Origin of the sequence: Enterobacter sp. 301B, from assembly GCF_003850715.1 — a bacterium.
Taxonomy (GTDB): Bacteria; Pseudomonadota; Gammaproteobacteria; order Enterobacterales; family Enterobacteriaceae; genus Enterobacter; species Enterobacter intestinihominis.
The window spans coordinates 29757-49016 of the sequence record NZ_PQTC01000005.1 but is presented as its reverse complement, the minus strand read 5'-3'; the positions used below and the strand labels follow the sequence as shown (position 1 = coordinate 49016).

Here is a 19260-nt window from a genome sequence, read left to right as displayed (position 1 = left end):
CACCTCCAGAACATTACGCCTTGTCATCGTCATACTTAAACGTGAGAAGGAAAATCAGCGCGATCGCCGCGGCAGCCACCGCCGGGATCCACCAGAATGTAACCCACGCCTGCGGCACGGTCTGCCCTGCCACCAGGCGGTTGTAAAGCGCCCCTGAAATCTGCGAGCCGAGCAGCATGCCGATGCCGTAGGTGAACATCACGATCATGCTCTGCGCCTGGCCTTTGACCTTTTCTCCCGCCACGCGGTCGGTGTAGATAAAGCCGACGACAAAGAAGAAATCGTAGCAGACGCCGTGCAGCAGAATGCCCAGATACAGCAGAATGCGCCCCTCCTCGCTGACGCCCAGCGCGAACATGGCATAACGCACGAACCACGCCAGCATGCCGATCAGCAGCATATATTTCACGCCCAGGCGGCGGAACAGCAGCGGAATAACCAGCATGAAGACGATCTCAGACATCTGCCCGAAGGACATGGCGGTGCTGACGTCGGCAATGCCGGCATCCGCCAGATACGAGGCGGTGTAGGCGTAATAGGTGCCGAGCGGGACGGAGATCAGCATTGCGCAGACGGAGAAGACGAAGAAGTGGCGGGTTTTAAGCAGCGCGAAGGCGTCCGCGCAGAAGAGATCGCGCACCTTCACAGGCAGGCCTTTCGCCGGTGCTGGCGTGTGCGGCAGCGTCAGGCTATAGAGCGCCAGCAGCACGGAGCTGACCGCCGCTACCTGGAAGATGGTCACGCTGGACGCCACGCCGGTGACGCCGATAAAAATGCCCGCCACGATCCAGCCGATGGTGCCAAACACACGCACCACCGGGAAAGTTTTATCCACGTTTGCCAGGCTGTGGAACGCGATGTTGTTGGTCAGCGCCAGCGTTGGCATGTAGCAGAGCGTGTAGCCAAACAGCAGGCCAATCAGCAGCGCGCCGTTCTCAGCAATCAGCGCCCCCGGCACGAACCAGAGGATCGCCGCGCCCGCGAGGTGCATCACCGCCATCACCTTCTGTGAAGCGAAGAAGCGGTCCACCAGCATCCCGAGCACGAACGGCGAAAGAATGGAGGCGATGGGTCCGGCTGAGAACGCGTCGCCAATCAGCAGTGACATGTTGTGCCGGGTCATCACCAGGCCAAGCGTGACCGACCAGCTACCCCAGATAAAAAATTGCAGAAACATCATCAGCGACAGACGCGGCACCAGCAGCCGGTGCTGCGTTATCGCCTTTTCACTACTCTCAGTTGACACCATGATAAGCCTCACCCGGAAAAAGTAATCGATTACAAATTGGTTCAAATGAAAAGTAATCGATTACAAAACAAAGATCCTGTGGATCGAAACAGAATTGGGAGAGGGGTCACGATAATGGTGGCGGCTTCGCCTTACCCGGCCTACTACATAACGTCCCCGAACATGTAGGCCCGGTAAGCGCAGCGCCACCGGGCGTGAAGGCAGGCAGTGTGGTGCGGTCTGGTTTGGTGCGGTCTGGTTTGGTGCGGTCTGGTGCCCTCACCCCGGCCCTCTCCCACAGGGAGAGGGGGCAAACACTAAAAACGGCAACCAGGTTGCCGTTTTGCTTTTACCTTCGAGAGAGTTTAAACGCAACAAACAGGAACACCACCCACACCGGCAGCAGCATCGCTGACAGGCGCATCTCATCCATGGTGCACATCAGCACCAGAATCAGGCCGAGGAAGGCGATACAGATGTAGTTCCCCGCCGGATAGAGCAGCGCCTTGAACTGCGTCTCGCGCCCCTTGCGGCGCATCGCCGCGCGAAAGCGCAGGTGCGCCAGGCAGATCATGATCCAGTTCAGCAGCAGCGTGGCGACAACCAGCGCCATCAGCAGGCCAAACGCCTCTTTCGGCAGCAGATAGTTGATCAGCACCACCAGCGAGGTGATAGCGCCCGAAAGGAACAGCGAATTGATCGGCACGCCGCGACGGCTGACGCGGGTGAGGAACTTCGGCGCGTTGCCCTGTACGGAGAGGCCAAACAGCATGCGGCTGTTGGAGTAAACCCCGCTGTTGTACACCGACAAAGACGCCACCAGAATGACGAAGTTCAGCGCGGAAGCCACCACGTTGCTGTTCAGGTCATGGAAGATCATCACGAACGGGCTGCTGTCAGATTTTACTTCCACCCACGGATAGAGCGCCAGCAGCACCACCAGCGAGCCGATATAGAACAGCAGGATACGGTACACCACCTGGTTGACCGCTTTCGGAATGCTTTTGTGCGGATCGCGCGCTTCAGCAGCGGTGATGCCAATCAGCTCCAGACCGCCAAAGGAGAACATAATGACCGCCAGCGAGAGGATCAGCCCTTTCCAGCCAGTCGCCAGGAAGCCGCCGTGCTGCCACAGGTTGTCGATCGATGCACGCTCGCCGCCGTGGCCGGAGAACAGCAGCCACAGGCCAAAGCCGATCATGCCGATAATCGCCAGCACCTTGATCAGCGCAAACCAGAACTCGGTCTCGCCATACAGGCGCACGTTCACAAGGTTAACGGCGTTAATAATGATGAAGAAGGCCGCCGCCCAGATCCACGTCGGGACATCCGGCAGCCAGTACTGCATATAGATGCCTGCGGCGGTCAGCTCCGCCATGCCCACCAGCACAAACATCACCCAGTAGTTCCAGCCGGAGAGGAAGCCTGCGAACGGACCCCAGTATTTATAGGCAAAATGCGCGAAGGAGCCGGACACCGGCTCTTCAACAACCATCTCGCCGAGCTGGCGCATGATCAGGAAGGCGATAATCCCTGCGAGAGCGTAACCCAGCAGAACCGCCGGGCCAGCCATTTGAATGGCGGGGCCGATGCCGAGAAACAGCCCGGTACCGATCGCGCCGCCAAGGGCAATTAACTGAATATGTCGATTTTGCAAACCACGTTGCAGCGTCGGACTCTGATCCGACGAAGCTTCAGCGCTACCATGGCCTGAAGCGGATGACGCGTCTTTCACGCCCTACCCCTGTCTCTTTTTTAGAAGGGGCACGTTTTAACACTTCATGCTGGTGGTAGCAAGCTTAACGCCGGGCCAGCGCATGCGCCCGGCTGATAAACGTCACGACCCGATGATCCCGCCGTCTGCTTTGACGATCACCACCGTTGACGATCGCGGACGCCCGTTCGGGCTCGCATCTGGCCAGCTGGAAACAGCGCGAGGGTTGGCCGGGTCGGTAATATCATCCCCGCCCTCCCCCGGATGCTGAATGTTGATAAACAGCGTCCGGTTGTCTGGCGTAAACGCAATGCCGGTGATTTCGCACCCGCGCGGCCCGGTCAGGAATCGGCGATACTCGTTGGTGCCTGGAATGGTAGCCACCATCTGGTTATTGCCCATCCCCTCGTACGCTTTCTTATTGATGGTGCTGGAGGAGACATCGGTCTGGATCCACAGGACGCCCTGGTGGTCAAACGACAGGCCGTCCGGGCTGCCAAATTCCGCGCCCTGCATCGAGCCTTTGGCCTTCGGATCGTCGCCGTCGGTGCGCCCGGCCATGACCAGAATATCCCACTTAAAGCGTGCGGCGGCAGGATCGGCCCCCTCTTCGAGCCAGTGCATAATATGCCCGTACACGTTGTTGGCGCGCGGGTTAGCGGCGTCGACCGGTGCCTTGCCCTCTTTCCCGCGATCGCTGTTGTTGGTGAGCGTACAGTAGACGCTGCCGCTGGCGTGCGGATCGACGGCTATCCACTCGGGGCGATCCATCTTCGTTGCCCCCACCACGTCGGCCGCCAGACGGGTTTTAATCAGCAGATCGCCCTGGCTTGCAAAACCGTTGCTTTTATCCAGGCCATTTTGCCCGAAGACAAGCGGCAGCCAGTCGCCGCTGCCGTTTTCGTTGAACCTGGCGACGTACAGCGTGCCGGACGTCAGCAGCTGCATATTGGCTTCGCGGTTCGCGGGATCGTATTTTTTATCCGAAACAAATTTATAGATGTACTCAAACTTTTGGTCGTCACCCATATAAACCACCACGCGATTATCGGCGGCGAGCGTGACGGCTGCCCCCTCATGCTTGAAGCGGCCCAGCGCGGTGTGCTTGCGCGGGGTGGAGGTCGGGTTGTAGGGATCGATTTCCACGACCCAGCCGAAACGGTTGGGTTCGTTAGGGGTTTTATCGACGCTGAACCGCTCATCCACCTCGTTCCAGCGGTATGATTCATCGCTGTCGCTAATGCCGTAGCGTTTTTCCAGCGGGTTGAGATCGGCTTTTTTCACAAATATGTCCGACCAGTTCTCCTCGCAGGTGAGATAGGTCCCCCACGGCGTGTGGCCGTTGGCGCAGTTCTGCATGGTGCCCAGAACGCGTTCCCCCTGCGGATCGGCGGCGGTTTTCATTAAGTCCTGATGCCGCGCCGGGCCGGTAAGCTGCATCGGCGTATTGACGGTAATACGGCGGGCGAACGAAGACGGACGCACCACCTCCCAAGCGCTGCCCGTTTTTTTCACTTCCACCACCGACACGCCCATCGCGTTCTGCCCCTTGCGGGCTTTGTCGAGGCTCCAGTTCGCCGTACCGTCCGTAAACAGCATTCCGTTGTCGATGTATTCATGGTTCAGCGCCAGCAGGCCATGCTCCGGGCTTTGCCCCCCCTGCGGCAGGCTAAACCACGCCATGCCGTCGTGGTGCATGCCCGCCTGCACGGCCTGTTCGTCTGTGGTATTGCTGGCGTCCGGTTTAAACGCCGGCATGTTGTTTTTGATGCCTGTCGGATCGCCCCAGCGATAGAACGGACGGGCAATATAGCCTTCCGGCACCCTGACCGTATCTTCCGTGGAGACGTCGATGCTGGTAAAGCCCAGGGAAACCGCTTTTGCCAGCGCGGACGGTTTTGAGACCGCGGCAATGGCATTCTCGGGTGTGATCAGATACGGGAATGATACGGCAGCCCCCGCTACGGCCCCCATCTGGAGAAAACGGCGGCGGGAGAGGAACACCTCTGCCACCTCGGAGAATACCGGGTTAGCGCTGCGGTTACTGATATCGTCGCGATGTTCTTTTTTAAATACGGATTTGAGGGGTCTGCCCATAGCGGCTTCCTGTCATTGGCCAAGAGGTAAGGATGTGGCGACCAGTGTAAGAAGCTTTTATTACAATTTTATAACACAACAACGAAGGGATTGGGGCGTCCCTGCCCCGGATAACGAGGTGGAACGCTTAGAACTCGTAGCCAACCGAGACCTTAAAGGTACGCGGCTCGCCCTGAGTGATGTAAGTACCGGAATCATCCACGCTTGACCAGTAGTTCTCATTGGTCACGTTGTCGATGCCTGCGCGCACGGTCATCTGGTTTTCATTGTGGTTCACCGCGAAGCGATAGCGCATACCCAGATCCAGCGTGGTGTAGCTGTCCAGCTTTTTGGTGTTCGCCAGGTCAGCATACTGCGTGCCGGAGTGGTTAACGCGCGCGGTCGCCGTCAGGCCCTCAATCGGCTTGATATCGTATTCTGCCCCCAGCACGGCGTAGAAGCTCGGAATACCGATCGCGTCGTTCCCCTGGTTCACGCCGTTTTTAGTTTTGGTCAGCTCGGCCTGAAGCCAGGTGGCGCTGGCGTTCAGACGCATCCCAAGCATTGGCTCGCCGAAAACGTTCAGCTCCACGCCACGGTTACGCTGTTCAGCGTCCAGGCCGTAGTGGCCGCTGTCGTCGAGGATGGCCGACGGCATTTTGATCTCAAACAGTGCCAGGGAGCCGCCCACGCGGCCAAAGTCCGCCTTTACACCCACTTCGTTCTGCTTAGAGTGCACGATACCGGTGCTCTGGCCGTAGTTGTTTGCTGAGCGAGGCGCGGTTTCACCGGGCTGTAACGCCTCGGTGTGGTTGGCGTAGAGGGAAATTTCCTCCCACGGCTTATAGACCACGCCGTAGGTTGGCATCCAGCGGCTACCGTCAAAACCGTCCGCGTCGTTTTCCGCACCGGTAATTTTGTTGTACCCGCGAATCACCACTTTCTGATGGCGTGCGCCTGCGGTAAACAGCAGTTTGTCGTCCAGCACGCCCAGGGTATCGCTCAACAGCCAGCCCTGCGTGCGGGTGCGCCCGCTGGTCAGCGGATCGCTGTATTTGCCGCCTGAGCCGCTGAAGTTGCTGCTGTCCGGCATAGCAACGCCAGTGTTGTGGTAGATGTTGGTGGTCGGGTTATCCGCCGCGGCAGACATTTTCCACGCGATTTTTTCGTTTTTGGTCATCGCCGAATACCCGACATTCACCTTGTGCGAGACGAAGCCGGTCATGAAGTTACCGCGAATGCCCGCCATGCCGCTGACGGAATCGCTGATGCGGTTGGTATCAAGGCGGCTGACCGTCGCATTACCGCTTTTATCCAGGAGCTTCGGCGCGCTGTAGATCCCCTCTTCGTGCGCGTGCTGTGCGCCGAGGCCGGTATAGGCCGTCCAGCTATCGGTGATGTCGTACTCGCTGCGCCACATGCCGAATTCGTTTTCGATATCGCTGTAGGCCCACTTCTGCGAGAAGTTGCGATCGTTCTTCGGTGGTTCAGGCACGAAGTCCACCGCCGAGATGTTGACGCTGGTCGGGCTGCCGTGGAAGGTTTTTTTCTGATAGCCCAGGTCCAGCGAGGTGCGGAAACGGTCACCTTTGTAATCCAGACCGGTGGAGAGCAGCGTGGTGCGGCGGCGGTCGTTCGGCACGCCGGTTTCGCCTTCACGATGCACAAGGTTCACCCGCGCGCCGAACTGGTCGTTATCGCCAAAGCGACGCCCCGCATCCAGCGTGGTGCCAATCTGGGAATCCGAGGTGTAGTCGACGCCCACTTTCGCCTGTGGGATGTCGCCCGCGTGTTTTGGCTCAAGGTTGATCATCCCGCCCACGCCCGAGCTGGCCGCGCCGTTCATCAGGGAGTTGGCCCCTTTGAAGATCTCGATGCGGTCAACCATCTGGGCATCCACCACCTGACGCGGCAGTACGCCGGACAATCCGCCAAAGGTCATATCGTCGCCGTCAAACTTCAGGCCGCGGATACGGAAGGTTTCCGCGCTGTTGCCGTACCCCTGAACGAACTGCACGCCCGCGTCGTTAGCGACCACGTCAGCAATGGTTTTCGCCTGCTGATCTTCCACCAGCTTCGAGGTGTAGCTAATGATGTTGAACGGCACGTCCATGGCGTTCTGCTGCCCGAGCATCCCCATACGTCCGCCGTTAGCCACCTGGCCGTCGAGGAAGGCCGGAAGCAGCTGGTCACCGCCGGGTTTGAAATCACTCCCCGCCGTGGACTGGACCACGATGGTGTCCTCTTTTTTCTCTTCCGCCGCAAAGGCGGAGTGTGTAACCGCGCCGATGGCAATCGCCAGCAGCGTTTTGTGCATTGTGGTGTTGTTCATAATGAGCTCTTAACGTGCGCGCAAAAATGGCCCGTTGTCGGGCCTTAGTATTTATCAAATGAAATGCAAATGAGAACTATACGCATTATGCATACGTAATCAAGCGTCAACGAGGAGCACTGCGCGAGAAGAGGTTAAAAACGATGTGGGGGAGAAGTACGGCGCACAACCACCCCAGACAGGGGTGGTTGCTAAAGCATTATTTTTTCTTGTAAATATCGGCGGTGCCGTGAATTTTGTTGTTTGTATTACCGGAAGTCAGCACCAGTACATCAGCACCTTCTTTATCGGCCTTTTCGACCAGCTCTTTTTTTGCATCGTCGACAGAGACTTCGTTAGCCGTGCTCACGGTACCGATTTTTTCGTACTGAGACTCAACTTTTTCGAATTCGTTTTTTGTCATCATTTCAGCCGCAAAGGCGTTGGTGGTAAACAGAAACGCGGTGCCCAACAAAATAGCAGTCGTTTTTTTCATAAACTTTTTCCTTAAGATTAATGAGCAACTACGAAAAGCCCCCACGCGAAACGGTGAGGTGTAATGAGCATGGTAGAGGATTGGCGAAAATGCCATATACCAGGGAAAATTCTTTTATAACAGGCTGTTGTCCTGCATGAATAAAGGGTTTAAGCGGTATTTGAACGCGCCAGATACTTCCTCTGGACGATTTTATGGTGTCGTCTGATTTTTTTTGCGATCAGGCGTTTTTCCCAACGCCGGTGGGATTCAATGGGAATACCAATGCGCAGGCTGGCCGTCACGTTGTCTTCAACAATCCTTTTCGCGTTACAACGCTTCCCGGACAGATCGATGATCCTTATTCCTTTTTCACTCAGGATGAAGTTCCCGCCGTGCGCATCCCCGGAAATGATTTTCAGATTGTGCATTGTCTGCATACTGTGTCGGATTTCACGCTTTATGTCCGGCGTGATCGCGGGAAGAACGCGTAACTCCGGACCGGGGACATACTCAAACAACATGAGCGAGATTTTTGCGAATCTGAAAATCCGGCGTTCAGCCAGGAGATAAAAATCATTCGGGAAGGTATGACCTTGCCTGCCGGCATAGTCGATCCGCTCAATCAAATTTTCGTTGGGGTTGGGCGTAAAAAACGATTTGAAAAATTTTTCTATCCTTTTTTTCCTGGGGGAGTAAATCTTTAATACAAACTGTCCGTAGGGGGTATTCAGTAAAGAGACGTGGGTATGCGGAAGGCTTTTAAATACCATCTGAACGCTGAGTCGTTTTACATTACAGGACAATATATCGCCCAGTATTTCCAGGTATCGTGTATCGTTATTTTTATAACAGACGTGAAAACCACGGTATTTCATTTTTGTAATCATAATAATGTGCTTAGTATGATTTTTCCACGGTGGTATTAGAACCCGTTGTGATGATACGAACTTTGTCGCCAGGGTTAAATGTCAAACCATTATTGTGCTGCACCACCTGAATAGTCTGCCCGGATTGAGTCTTGATAAGTAACTTCACTTCCTGTGCTGCCAATTCGTAAGACTGCCGGTTATGAGAAGCCGCCGCCCCGGCTGTTGCACCGGCCACCGTCATGGCGGTTTTCCCTTTGCCGTTACCGAACTGGTGACCCACTACGCCACCAATCGTGCCCGCGGTTAGGGTACGCAGCGGATGATACCCTTCTCGGGTATGCGTAATAATTTGGCTCTGCAGAACCGTGCCATCCTCCACCAGCGATCGGATGCCAGCGTAACTCGCCGGACTGGTTATAGCCAGAAAGCTCAACGCGATGAGTAAATATTTTTTCATTTTAAGCCTTTATTATTCATTGAAGGTGACACTATTCTGCCCGGCGAAAAATCATCTCCTTTAGCTAAATATGCTTTACCAGGCAAATAATTTATTTTTACACAAAACGACCATAAATTTAAAAATAAACAATTTAAAACTGGAAAGGTATATTGACTTCAATTATCAATAACGTGTTTTCCAGATACATTGTCAGAGTATTTGATTCAGACGAAGCAATATCCATTGCACAATTCTCAATAAGTAACAATCATCGTTATTAATATAATGGTCCCTGTCCATACAGGGAAAACATCAGGAGTTATATTATGAAAAAAGTCATTCTCGCTCTGGCTTTCACTGCGGCATCATTTTCTGCATTTGCAAATCATCCGGTAGCCCGTGCGACTGCCGTCGCCTCCGCCGATCATCCTGTTGCCGTTGCGGCGGCCACCGGTGAAGGTAACCATCCTGTCGCCCGCACCACGGCGGTGGTTTCTGCCGATCACCCTGTCGCCGTCGCAGCCGCAACAGACGGTAGTTATCATCCCGTCGCCCGTGCAACCGTGGTCGCTAACGCTGACCATCCGGTCGCCGCCGCGGCCGTTACAGGGCACTAATGGCGCTCTCCCCCGGCAAGGAAGCTGGGGGAAAAGTCAATGTGTCGTATGACCCTGGAAGGCCAGTTATTAAAGGTAATGAAAACACGATTCAGGCTGGTCAGGAACGGCTGAGTGCCGGAGGGTTAATGGCACGCCCTGTAGGATTCGAACCTACGACCTACGGCTTAGAAGGCCGTTGCTCTATCCAACTGAGCTAAGGGCGCACGGAGAAGAGTGTACTTCGCGGTGGTGAAACGCCTGGAATTATACGGTCAATGCGTAGTGAGTCAATGCCTTTTCCACCTTCTCTGCCGTTAATGACTAGCTGATTGTAAATACGGCTGTTTTTTCAACATTTATCCCTCTTTTACGGGCTGCGAAAAGGCTTAGCCGCTTTTAAGTAACGCCTGCTTTTTTCCTGTTTACTTCCCCTTCACACTGTCCTGCGGTATCCCGGCCGCCTGGAGGCTGGAAATGAACAGGACGACGGAGTGACAGCGTCAGACCAGACAGGTTTCCCCTCGTGCGTGCAGCACATCTCACACGACATTACAGGCATCAAGCTTGAACCCATTGTCGCCCTCTCCTCTTCGCGCACGGTAGGGGCTGAAGTGCTCAGCGTGCTGTCACCGCATCAACAAAGCGAAGGCTTTTTTCACGACTGGTCCGCTGCTCGGGCGCTTATGCTGCTGGAAGCACAGATCGCTGCGTTAAAAAAACCCTTTCCCTGCGACAACCTTTTCATAAATTTGCCGATAACCGTTCTGACCATACCGGAAATGTTCCAGCGTTTACTGCAACTTAACAGCCCACCGCTGAACATTGAACTCGTGGAGCCTGCTTCCTTCTTTTCTCTCTCAGACCCGGCACGTCTGAGGGTGAGTTGTGCGCTTCAGCAGTTGACGGCGCAAGGACATCGGATCTGGTTGGATGACATTGATGAAGCGTCAGGGCGCGCGTTTTTGTCCTGCCGCATGCCGTTAAGCGGAATAAAAATCGATAAGATCGCTTTCTGGCGTTTACGTGCAACGCCAGCGCTGGCAAACCTGGTCACGCTTTGTTCAAAAATTGCTGAAAATATACTCATAGAAGGCATTGAAACAGAAACGGACCGTAAGTTTGCGCTTCAGGCTGGCGCGCGCTTCGGTCAGGGATATTATTGGCCATCCTGGAGATGGCAGGAGGACTGAACGGTCATCGCCAAGAGGGAAGCTATGCGAATGACAGTACGCCGTTACCGGCGTCGTCGGACAGGAAGTGATTCACCGGGTTCAACGCACTCGCCTTTTGCTCTCCCATTTTTTGATCGTCTCGAATATTTGAGCCAGTCAATCAACCAGACCCGCAAAACCGATGCTCCCTTTATCGTCCTGGTCACACAGGATAACTTTTTCCGTTCCGGTTTTCTGAGCGGGCACTCTCCCCTGAGCAATTGCTGTGACTATTCCACCCTGGAAGCCGCCCTCAGCGATCTGAATCAGTGGCCTTCATCACGTCTGGTGGTAGATGTAGAAAGCCGCGCCTCGCCGCTTATTGATCTGCTGGACCGATTACGACGCCACAGCCTGTTCGCCCCCTACCTGACACCCTACCTGCTCATTCGCGCCGATGATTACGATACACGCCTGTTTTGCAAAGCGGCTGGCCCTTTTCATGTGCTTGAAAGGCAACTTACGCCGCGGGCGTTGCAACAAACCTTGCTGGAAACGCCGTCACCCGCCGGCCACCGGAAAGAGTGGTTTTCACGTGATGAATGGCCGATCCTGCAGGCGCTGTCGCAGGGTAGCACCCTGCGACAGATTGCTCAGTTACAGAACCGCCCCTATAGCCGCATTATTTACCGTCTCAGCTGCATCCTGGCGAAACTTGGGCTGAATCATCGTCATGAGTTGCTACATCTTCTCAACAACCTTTCAGATTTCACGTATTAACGTATTCAGTAACCCCTTAATTCCTAAAGACCTTTGAGAAAATACTTAGGATATATGTTAATTTTTTGTGTTTTTTAACAAAACTTTCGATTTTATAACTATTCCTAATTCTTCAACTTAAACCATGCGAAATGCTGCCTGTACGCTAAACGAGAGTCGTTTTATCCATGCGTTAAGTTTCTGACGTTTCCGTTAACAGGATGATAATGGTGTAAAAACAAGCGATTTATCTGTAAATAAAAGCGATGAGAGGTGAAGAAAACAGCAGATAGTGCTGTTTTGACGAAGGGATCATCCTCCTGGCCTGAGGTGTTAGAAATGAGGCGATGACGCGCTAAAGAGCGGACATCAGAGGTAGCGGACAGGCGGAAAACATTTTGTCACGACCTGCGTATTGTTAACATTTGATCAACATACAGTAAGATCGTTTATTTTTTGTTATTACATAAAGATGAAACTGTGTGGTAAATGCAATATCAGGACATTTTTGCTAATTTTAAAAAGTTAGCGATTCAGATACAGAAGATAATAATCATCAATATATGGACATTAATTTACAGGCTTTTCGGACAATACTTAAACGGTATAATAAGACGTGTTTGACACGCGAATAAGAAAAATCATTTTGCCATAACAGCCTTATGAGATAACTGCGCTCAGGCATTGATATCACCACTACGTAAACAAGGATGCTTTCGCTCTTCCCAGGGATCTACCGTACAAGGATCTGCGTAATTATCCTTCCGGCTTTTCGAGAGTTTTAACAAAACTCAGCATAACGCTTTTAACAATCTGAGGCATAAAAAATGAAACCGGCATCCGTTATCATTATGGACGAACACCCTATCGTCAGAATGTCGATAGAAGTCCTGCTACAGAAAAATAAAAACATCCAGGTCAAACTGAAGTCAGGCGACAGCCACGAAGTGCTTGACTGTATACGCAACCACCCCATCGACCTGGTCATTCTCGATATCGAAATGACAGGCACGGACGGCTTCGTATTATTGAAAAGAATCAGAAACTTAAATAAAGAGATTAAGATTCTCTTCCTCTCTTCGAAATCTGAAGCCTTCTACGCAGGGCGCGCCATCCGCGCCGGGGCAAATGGTTTTGTCAGTAAGCGGAAAGATCTGGGGGAAATTTATAACGCGGTGGAAATGATACTGACGGGCTATTCTTTTTTCCCGTCAGAAACATTGAGTTTTATAAACCATATAGGCTCCCGGACAGGCGCCGCTGTGGATATGCCATTATCGAATCGTGAAGTGACGGTTCTGCGATATCTGGCGAACGGATTATCTAATAAGGAGATTGCGGATCAATTATTACTTAGCAACAAAACAATTAGCGCCCATAAGTCTAATATTTTTTCCAAGCTGGGCGTACAAAGTATCGTTGAATTAATTGATTACGCGAAAGCGCACGAATTACTGTAATCCTTCCCTCTCCCTGCAACATATAACCGTTACAGGGAGAGGGGATACGATTAATTATAATTAATCATGAAAGTTGCATCGGCATCAGCCCGGCCCGGCTGCGGGTTATCCGCCGTGGCGATATAATTGGCATAAAACGACAGTTCGGCATTTCCCTGCGCATCCACCGACACCGTCTGGCTGGCCTGCTGCAACGCGAGGCGCGTTTTATCCCGGTCGAGGATCTCCACGGCCACGTTACTGGCCGCGCTGGCATCATTCAGCGCCAGCAGGCTGTTATCATGCCCGTCCATCTTCCCCGTAAATGTGATCGAAGCCGCCCCCGGCGGGCATCCGGTCAGCTTCAGGGTGAACGGTACAGGCTGCGTCCGGCTTCCCGTTGTGCGGAGCTGTTTCGTGGGCCAGGTGCCGAGCGTGACGGTTTTATTGCTGTCGTCCCCCTCCGCCACGCAGGTAAAATCCACGATATTGCCATAGAGCTGAATGTTAATTTCCCCAAGCGCCGTCTCTGCGTGCGCAGGGGAGCAAAGCGCAAAGAGCGCGACGGCTAAATACCGCATTCCGTTTCGCATACCTGCTCCTTAGTCATAGTCGACGCGTAAATAGCCGCGAGAGGTAAAACGCCCCTCGGCAGGTTTTTTACCGGTCACGCTGACAGGCCACGCGCGGATCCCCACCTGTGCCTGTGCGCTATCGTCCAGACGGAACGGGATTTTGCTGGTCAGGTTGTTCGGCGTCAGCGGCACACCATTACTGTTGGCAATCACAAAACCCACATCCGCGTTATCAGAGACCAGCGTACTGCCTGAAACCTTCTCCGCTTCAACACGCATTGTGAGCATGGCGTTCGCCTCGACGTTGGTGCATTTTATGCCGATGGTTTTGCTTTGCGCTGAGATCCCCTCCGGCTTATTTCCGATGCCCGCTTTACTGAACAGAGAGGCGCCGATGTCTCCGAAATCGAACTCCACCACATTTCCGGCATTAATCTCACAGCTCTGAGGCACCTGAATGGTCCCGCTGTAGCTGATGGTATAAACCGGCGTGGTGAGCGGATCCGTGGAGGTCGTGGTGACGTAAACCCGGAACATGATTGCCCGGGGGATCACCACCATATTGATAAAGCGTCGGGTCACCTTAAGCCGAAAGACGAGGCTGGAATCCTGTACACCAAACGGTTTGTTTTTAGACACGTTCGGATGGCTCCCCATCTGAATGTACTTTCTGGGTGGATAGAACGTGCCAGCGTAGCTGTCGGTGATTTTCATCGCCCCGTCCAGATAGTCGTTTAGCTTCAGATACTGGTAGCCATCGCTGGTGCCTGTGACCGGGAATTCGGTCACATAGCTACGCTTGGTGGTGTTCCCGGACGTTCCCTTAGGGCAGACGGCGTTGACGCCCACCCACTGGGACTTCTCGCTGAGTGTAACAATCTGCCCCACCTGGTTATTGGAGCTGTTGAATTTATCCGTCAGGTCGTAATACACCTCCGTCGGCACGCCATTTTCATTGACGCAGACGGTGGCGAACGCCTCAGATAGCGGCAAAAATGCCAGAAGGGATAGCCCCAGATAATGGATTTTATTCACAGCGGATCCCCTTAAGTGTGATCGCCTGTTGCAGGCTCTGTTCTGGCAGGCTGTAGGGCGCACGACACTGGGACTGCTTCCCGTCTCCCCACTGAATCAGCAGTTCCCCGCTCAGCGGCAGCCCGCTCAGGTAAATCTGCCCGTCATCGCCCACCATGCTGGTTACGCCGCTCTGCGTCTCACGCACCACCGCCCCAAACGGCACAGGCTGGTTATCACGCTTCACGGTGAGCAACGCACGCACGCCGATGCGGGTGTCAAAACTGGCGCGCACCAGCGCACCGTTCGTCGGCACGACGCTGGAAACGTTATTTTCAATGTCGGTGTTGTTGCTCATGGTGTTAGTGTCGAGCGCCACGCGGTTGTAACGGTACACCGTGGCGTACGGCATCACCGCATAGCCACGCCAGTCTGTTTTGACGCCGGTCTGGTTTTCGACGCTCACGCCTGACGCGCCCGGCGCTTTGATCAAGACGTTGGTATCGCCCAGCGGCTGACTGAATGTGATGCCGTCTGAATGCCCTACCACGCCGCCGGAGAGCTGCCAGTTGAGGTCGTGCTGATCCCGCGTGTAGTTGTAGCCCACGCCCAGCGTACCGTACGTTGCCTGCCAGTTAGCGCTGGCGCTGCCGCTGGCACCGTTATTGCTGGTGTGACCCTGCGTGACGCTGTAGTTCAGGTTACGATCCTGGAGCAGCGTTCCGCTGATCCCGGTCTGCCAGCTGGTATCACCGTCGCTGTTGCGGCTGGCTGAGGCCGTGGCATAGGCCCGGTCGATCGCGTTATCGCGACGGTAGCCGTGACGGGTGAACAGGCTGAACGGGACGGAGACGTTAAACGAGGCGATCCGGTCAGTTCCTTCAATGCCGACGGCCTTGTTCCATGACCAGGATAAGGCGTAGCTGACCCCTTTCACCCCGCCTGCGTAGCCGAGCTGATACCAGACGTTGGACTCGCTGGTGCCCCAGTAACTTTGCTGGCTGCCCGACACGTACACCGAGCCGTAATCGCCAAGAGACTGGGAGATATTGAGCTGGAAACGTCCTTTTTTATTCAGCGTCAGGTTGTGATAGCTCTGCACGTCCGGCACGCCGTCATCGTCCTGATCGTCGCCATACTGGTAGCCTTCCATTGTGCGCCAGGCCACATCGTCGAGGGTGTAGAAGCCTTTGGTCGAGTAGCGATAGCCCAGCAGCTGGAAGTTGGTGCCGAATCCGTTAAGGGATTTTGCATACAGGAACCGCAGAGACTGCCCTTCATGGCGGCTGTCATCGGCAAGCTGGCTGCGGGCATGGGTGAGGTCAAGTGACACCGCCCCCCAGTCACCGAGGTTTTTTCCCGCGCCAATGGCGATGGCGGTATAGCGCGAGGCCAGCTGCGTTCCGCCGTACAGCGTGTAGCCGTCGGCAAGACCCGCAATCATCGTACCCTGAGTAAAGAACGGCGTGTCCTGCTCGCTGTTGCCGCTGCGATAGTCCCCTGCCACCAGATCGTATTTCCAGCGTCCTTCACGCTGAAGCAACGGAACGGTGGAATACGGGACGGTGTAGCGCTGCTGGCTGCCGTCCTTCTCTTCCACCGTCACCTCCAGGTCACCGCTTGAGGAGGTCGGGTTAAGGTCAGTTATCGCAAAAGCCCCCGGCTGCACATAGCTCTGGTAAATCACGTATCCGTTCTGGCGGATCACCACTTTGGCAGGGGTGCGGGCGATTCCGCGTACGGTAGGCGCGTAGCCTTGCAGGCTGTCCGGATACATGCTGTCGGACGAATAGAGCCGACCACCGCGAAAACCGACGCTGTCGAAGACATCGTTACCGGTGTTGCTGTCGCCGAGCACCAGCTCGCTTTTTAGCGGAATGACCGTACGCTGCGCCCAGGTGCCAATATTTTGCCAGCTGCTGTGCCGCTGGCCGTTGCTTTCGGTATAACGCCACGCGCCGTTATTGCGTAATCGCCAGGCGCCATAGTTCAACCCGCTTTGCAGGTTCAGATAGTAGCTGTCGTCGTCGCTGCCCCGGTTGCCGGTGAAGCTGTAGTTCAGCAGCGCGGCGGGGATGCCTTCATCCCACTGTTCAGGCGGAATATACCCGCGGGCGCTGTTTTGCATCGCCACCTGAGGCAGACTGACGTTAAGGCGCAACGAGGCGAAGTTGAACGCCGTTTCGCTGCCCGGAATAGCCGTGGTGAGCGGAACGCAGGTCTCGCCCTGCACGTTGCTCAGTTCCGGGAAGGCGGCGATATTGACGCCAAAGCGATCGAGCATCGCGCGCGTAATGCACGGCGACAAACCGCCCGCGACCGGCGGCGTGTTGTCGGCTTGCTCAAACCGCACGTCCTGGGTGCCGATAAACTCATCGTTACGCCAGATATCGACGCGATAGACGCCCGGTGCCTGCTGGTGGCCTTTCTCAAAACGCGACAAATCCGCCACGTTCGCCGCGTCATCGGAGAGAAACGCCGGGTTAAAGTAGCTTTCGCCCCAGCCAGCGTGTGGCCAGAGCGTTGCCATCAGTGCCAGCGCAACCGGGCAGTAACGCCATTGAGTGTTCATCGCCCTGTCTCTGCTCACAGGCTGACGCTACGCGCCGGCGTAATGGCACCGTAGTCATTCACACTCTGCCAGGAGAGCGTGCCGCTCGCTGCGGCAGGCAGCACCTGCTGCGCCGAGCTTTTAGGAGCAACCATCAGGTTCTCCAGCGTCTGACCGCCGAGCTTCAGATTGACCAGCGTGACGTAATACGGCGAGGCATTGCTCACCTTAAGATGGTTGCCGACGCGCTCAAAACGCAGCTGTGAGAGCGCCTCTTCCGGCGGCATCGCCAGGTTAGCCGGGCGAACAAACAGCTTGATGCGTGACAGAATGGCCAGTTGCAGGACGTTGTTGCCGTCCTGATGTTTTTTGCTGACGGAGGGAATCGCTTTGACGTTCATGTAAAAGAGTGATTCGCGATCGGCAGGCAGCGCCGGGCCTGCGTAGATAATGCGCAGGGTGTTTTCGCTGGCCGGCTCGCTGACAAACAGCGGCGGCGTGACGGCAAAGGTTTTTTCCTTTTGCCCGTTGGCATTTTCTATCCACGCGTTAATTAAATAGCGCTCTTGTTTATTGCTGTTGGTGATCGCCAGCGACGTTTGTTTTGCATCGGCCGGATAAATAACGCGCGTCGCGCCTAGCGCAATTCCGCCGGATGCATTCGCGCTGGCAGAAACCATCATCAAAATAAAAGTTAAAAACAGTCCAGGTTTAATCAGGGTGTTCATCACAACCGTACCTTTAATAATTAGTTCGCAGGCGTCAGGGATAAATCAACGTAAACCAGACATTCGACTGAATAGTGCCTGGTACAAGGTGTTCGGAAATAGCGCGGTAGCGGGCGCTGAAATGAAATACCAGCTCGCGGGTGTTAATGGGTAACCAGCTCACTGCCGTCGCGTTCGGGATGATCTGACGTTGCTGTTCGTCAAAAAGCGCCAGTCCGACACCGCTGCTGACCGCATTTTCCCCCGGCCGCGATGTCGCCAGGAAAACCTGCGGGTCTTCTGCCGGTGTCACTCCCTGGAACTGGATCCCCACGGTGCGGGAGACGTCCACGCTGCAATCCAGCAGACGTACGGTGAAAGGCACATTAACCGTGGAAAAGCTGCCGACGCCGGAAAAGGCGTTTGTGCGGTATTGCCCCATATCCACGCGCATATTCTGGCTGTCCGGGGCCACGGCGCAGCCGCCGTTAACCAGCTCTCCCCTGAGGTGTACTTTGCCGCCGTCTATGACAACGGTATGTGCGTTTACCGCTGAGGCAATCGCAAGGGCACACAGCAGTATCCCAGTCCTTGTCATCCTTCGCTCCCGGTATAGGCGATCAAAAGACCTCTTCCCTGAGGCCAGCCACATCCCTGTACTCAGGCATTACTCGTATTTCATTACGAATGTTGCGTCCGCGTTTGCCTGGCCCGGCGCGGTGGTCGCCGCCGTGGCTTTATAGCGCGCGGTGAAGTTCAGGGTGTTAGTCCCTTCAATCAGGTTCTGCGCCGCAGAGAAGGTTGCACCGTCCGGGGTCAGCGTGGAGGATTTGCTGTCGAGGATCTCAATGCCTACGCCCTTCGCGGAGTTGTCGTTGTTACCGGAGCTTACCGCCAGCAGCGTTTTGTCGGTGGCGTCGATCTGGCCGGTAAACGCGACAGCAGCGGTTTTCGCTACCGCAGGATCGCAGTCGTTCAGTTCGATGGTGAAGGGAATATTGGAGGTGGTGTCACCCACTTTAGTGAATTTCGCGGTACGGTACTGGCCGAGATTAACCGTCTGCTCTGAAGAGTCAGTATTCACTGAACACGCGGCATTCACTAATTCACCTTTAAAATGCACCGTACCACCGTTTACAGATACAGGTGCTACCGGATCTTCTGCGTGAGCGGCACCCGCGACCAGGGCCAGAGTTGCAATAACAGTAGAAGCAATGTTGCTGAGTTTCATGTCTATTCCTTTAAAATGTAAATAACCCTTCCCGCGCATATTCGGGAATAAGAAATACGTTCAATTAAAAAATTGAAGGCTTATTTCGGAGAGGACAAAGTAGCTCAGGAATCTATTTT

The 19260-nt window shown here is 54.8% G+C and carries 17 protein-coding genes and 1 tRNA gene; 4 read left to right on the top strand and 14 right to left on the bottom strand.

The features are described 5' to 3' along the window. Positions 1-13: 13 nt before the first annotated feature. The 7 genes from C3451_RS07150 to C3451_RS07120 form a co-directional block, all read right to left on the bottom strand. Positions 14-1249 carry an MFS transporter gene (locus C3451_RS07150; protein ID WP_023299501.1) on the bottom strand — a complete coding sequence of 412 codons (1236 nt, stop codon included), beginning with the start codon at positions 1247-1249 and terminating at the stop codon, positions 14-16. A gap of 328 nt (positions 1250-1577) precedes the next feature. Beyond that, a complete protein-coding gene (pheP, locus tag C3451_RS07145; RefSeq protein WP_023305623.1) occupies positions 1578-2963 on the bottom strand; it encodes a phenylalanine transporter in 1386 nt (461 codons plus the stop codon). 102 nt (positions 2964-3065) lie between these two features. Further along, on the bottom strand, positions 3066-5039 hold the full coding sequence (locus C3451_RS07140) for a PhoX family phosphatase (protein ID WP_045621282.1): 1974 nt from the start codon (positions 5037-5039) through the stop codon (positions 3066-3068). 127 nt (positions 5040-5166) lie between these two features. Next, positions 5167-7350, bottom strand: coding sequence for a TonB-dependent siderophore receptor (locus tag C3451_RS07135; protein WP_045621281.1), 2184 nt, complete (start codon positions 7348-7350; stop codon positions 5167-5169). 199 nt (positions 7351-7549) lie between these two features. After that, the gene (yahO, locus tag C3451_RS07130; RefSeq protein WP_022647318.1) at positions 7550-7825 is read right to left on the bottom strand and encodes a DUF1471 family periplasmic protein YahO; all 276 of its coding nucleotides are present in this window, start codon (positions 7823-7825) and stop codon (positions 7550-7552) included. A 149-nt stretch (positions 7826-7974) separates the two neighbouring features. Then, on the bottom strand, positions 7975-8694 hold the full coding sequence (locus C3451_RS07125) for a lipopolysaccharide core heptose(II) kinase RfaY (protein WP_052952367.1): 720 nt from the start codon (positions 8692-8694) through the stop codon (positions 7975-7977). 10 nt (positions 8695-8704) lie between these two features. Then, the gene (locus C3451_RS07120) at positions 8705-9133 is read right to left on the bottom strand and encodes a glycine zipper 2TM domain-containing protein (protein ID WP_045621279.1); all 429 of its coding nucleotides are present in this window, start codon (positions 9131-9133) and stop codon (positions 8705-8707) included. 308 nt (positions 9134-9441) lie between these two features. Between C3451_RS07120 and C3451_RS07115 the strand changes: the two genes are divergently transcribed. Then, on the top strand, positions 9442-9732 hold the full coding sequence (locus C3451_RS07115; RefSeq protein WP_022647314.1) for a hypothetical protein: 291 nt from the start codon (positions 9442-9444) through the stop codon (positions 9730-9732). Between the two features lie 129 nt (positions 9733-9861). Here C3451_RS07115 and C3451_RS07110 read toward each other — a convergent pair. Further along, positions 9862-9938: transfer RNA gene (locus C3451_RS07110), tRNA-Arg, on the bottom strand. Positions 9939-10241: 303 nt separating this feature from the next. Between C3451_RS07110 and C3451_RS07105 the strand changes: the two genes are divergently transcribed. From C3451_RS07105 to fimZ, 3 genes are all read left to right on the top strand, one after another. After that, positions 10242-10904: an EAL domain-containing protein gene (locus C3451_RS07105; RefSeq protein WP_045621278.1), complete on the top strand. Its 663-nt coding sequence runs from the start codon at positions 10242-10244 to the stop codon at positions 10902-10904. 24 nt (positions 10905-10928) lie between these two features. Beyond that, positions 10929-11645 carry a response regulator transcription factor gene (locus tag C3451_RS07100; protein ID WP_045621277.1) on the top strand — a complete coding sequence of 239 codons (717 nt, stop codon included), beginning with the start codon at positions 10929-10931 and terminating at the stop codon, positions 11643-11645. 806 nt (positions 11646-12451) lie between these two features. Next, a complete protein-coding gene (fimZ, locus tag C3451_RS07095) occupies positions 12452-13084 on the top strand; it encodes a fimbria biosynthesis transcriptional regulator FimZ (RefSeq protein WP_045621276.1) in 633 nt (210 codons plus the stop codon). A gap of 50 nt (positions 13085-13134) precedes the next feature. Here fimZ and sfmF read toward each other — a convergent pair whose 3' ends face one another. The 6 genes from sfmF to fimA all read right to left on the bottom strand — a co-directional run bounded on the left by sfmF (position 13135) and on the right by fimA (position 19141). Beyond that, positions 13135-13656, bottom strand: coding sequence for a fimbria assembly protein (sfmF, locus tag C3451_RS07090; protein ID WP_023299488.1), 522 nt, complete (start codon positions 13654-13656; stop codon positions 13135-13137). 9 nt (positions 13657-13665) lie between these two features. Continuing rightward, positions 13666-14673, bottom strand: a complete 1008-nt coding sequence (fimH, locus tag C3451_RS07085; protein WP_022647309.1) for a type 1 fimbria D-mannose specific adhesin FimH — start codon at positions 14671-14673, stop codon at positions 13666-13668. Next, positions 14666-17224 carry a fimbrial biogenesis usher protein gene (locus C3451_RS07080; protein WP_038415566.1) on the bottom strand — a complete coding sequence of 853 codons (2559 nt, stop codon included), beginning with the start codon at positions 17222-17224 and terminating at the stop codon, positions 14666-14668. Before C3451_RS07080 ends, fimH begins: the two co-directional genes overlap by 8 nt. Positions 17225-17238: 14 nt before the next feature. After that, positions 17239-17931: a type 1 fimbria chaperone FimC gene (fimC, locus tag C3451_RS07075; RefSeq protein ID WP_022647307.1), complete on the bottom strand. Its 693-nt coding sequence runs from the start codon at positions 17929-17931 to the stop codon at positions 17239-17241. 34 nt (positions 17932-17965) lie between these two features. Beyond that, positions 17966-18508 (bottom strand): type 1 fimbrial protein subunit FimI, encoded by a 543-nt coding sequence (gene fimI, locus C3451_RS07070; RefSeq protein WP_023305613.1) that lies wholly within the window; start codon positions 18506-18508, stop codon positions 17966-17968. Between the two features lie 69 nt (positions 18509-18577). Then, positions 18578-19141: a type 1 fimbrial major subunit FimA gene (gene fimA / locus C3451_RS07065; RefSeq protein WP_022647305.1), complete on the bottom strand. Its 564-nt coding sequence runs from the start codon at positions 19139-19141 to the stop codon at positions 18578-18580. Positions 19142-19260: the final 119 nt, after the last annotated feature.

Excerpts from the sequence above, each read along its gene's own strand:
- C3451_RS07150 (WP_023299501.1), bottom strand. The coding sequence starts at position 1,249 with ATGGTGTCAACTGAGAGTAGTGAAAAGGCGATAACGCAGCACCGGCTG.
- C3451_RS07140 (WP_045621282.1), bottom strand. The coding sequence starts at position 5,039 with ATGGGCAGACCCCTCAAATCCGTATTTAAAAAAGAACATCGCGACGAT.
- C3451_RS07135 (WP_045621281.1), bottom strand. The coding sequence starts at position 7,350 with ATGAACAACACCACAATGCACAAAACGCTGCTGGCGATTGCCATCGGC.
- yahO (WP_022647318.1), bottom strand. The coding sequence starts at position 7,825 with ATGAAAAAAACGACTGCTATTTTGTTGGGCACCGCGTTTCTGTTTACC.
- C3451_RS07125 (WP_052952367.1), bottom strand. The coding sequence starts at position 8,694 with ATGATTACAAAAATGAAATACCGTGGTTTTCACGTCTGTTATAAAAAT.
- C3451_RS07120 (WP_045621279.1), bottom strand. The coding sequence starts at position 9,133 with ATGAAAAAATATTTACTCATCGCGTTGAGCTTTCTGGCTATAACCAGT.
- C3451_RS07115 (WP_022647314.1), top strand. The coding sequence starts at position 9,442 with ATGAAAAAAGTCATTCTCGCTCTGGCTTTCACTGCGGCATCATTTTCT.
- C3451_RS07100 (WP_045621277.1), top strand. The coding sequence starts at position 10,929 with ATGCGAATGACAGTACGCCGTTACCGGCGTCGTCGGACAGGAAGTGAT.
- fimZ (WP_045621276.1), top strand. The coding sequence starts at position 12,452 with ATGAAACCGGCATCCGTTATCATTATGGACGAACACCCTATCGTCAGA.
- sfmF (WP_023299488.1), bottom strand. The coding sequence starts at position 13,656 with ATGCGAAACGGAATGCGGTATTTAGCCGTCGCGCTCTTTGCGCTTTGC.
- C3451_RS07080 (WP_038415566.1), bottom strand. The coding sequence starts at position 17,224 with ATGAACACTCAATGGCGTTACTGCCCGGTTGCGCTGGCACTGATGGCA.
- fimC (WP_022647307.1), bottom strand. The coding sequence starts at position 17,931 with ATGAACACCCTGATTAAACCTGGACTGTTTTTAACTTTTATTTTGATG.
- fimI (WP_023305613.1), bottom strand. The coding sequence starts at position 18,508 with ATGACAAGGACTGGGATACTGCTGTGTGCCCTTGCGATTGCCTCAGCG.
- fimA (WP_022647305.1), bottom strand. The coding sequence starts at position 19,141 with ATGAAACTCAGCAACATTGCTTCTACTGTTATTGCAACTCTGGCCCTG.